This is a genomic window from Bradyrhizobium sp. 25ACV, assembly GCF_054863005.1.
The window spans coordinates 1-278 of the sequence record NZ_JAVAYO010000069.1 but is presented as its reverse complement, the minus strand read 5'-3'; the positions used below and the strand labels follow the sequence as shown (position 1 = coordinate 278).

The following is a 278-nucleotide window of genomic DNA, read 5'->3' as shown; positions in this document are numbered from 1 at the left end:
CCACCCCGCCAAGCCGGTCGCGAACGGTGTCGATCACGCTCGGGCGGCGCTGCGTCGACCAGGGCTTGTCCGCCTCGAACAGATCGCACCGCACCAAATCCATCACGAACGGTTCGACCGAATTGAGCGCGGCGATCACCCATTGCTCGGCGATCGCTTGCCCGGCCGCGTCATCGGGTAAAAGCCCCGTGCCGCGCCGCGCGATATGCAGCACGATCGCGCCCGATTCGAACAAGGCGACATCCTCGTCGCGATAGCACGGCACCTGGCCGAAGGGC

1 protein-coding gene is annotated in these 278 nt (G+C 66.9%); it reads right to left on the bottom strand.

Going from position 1 to position 278, the window contains the following annotated elements; genetic code table 11:
• Nucleotides 1-278: glutathione S-transferase family protein (locus tag RAD04_RS38615; protein WP_461627958.1), on the bottom strand; the 278-nt coding region annotated here is incomplete at both ends.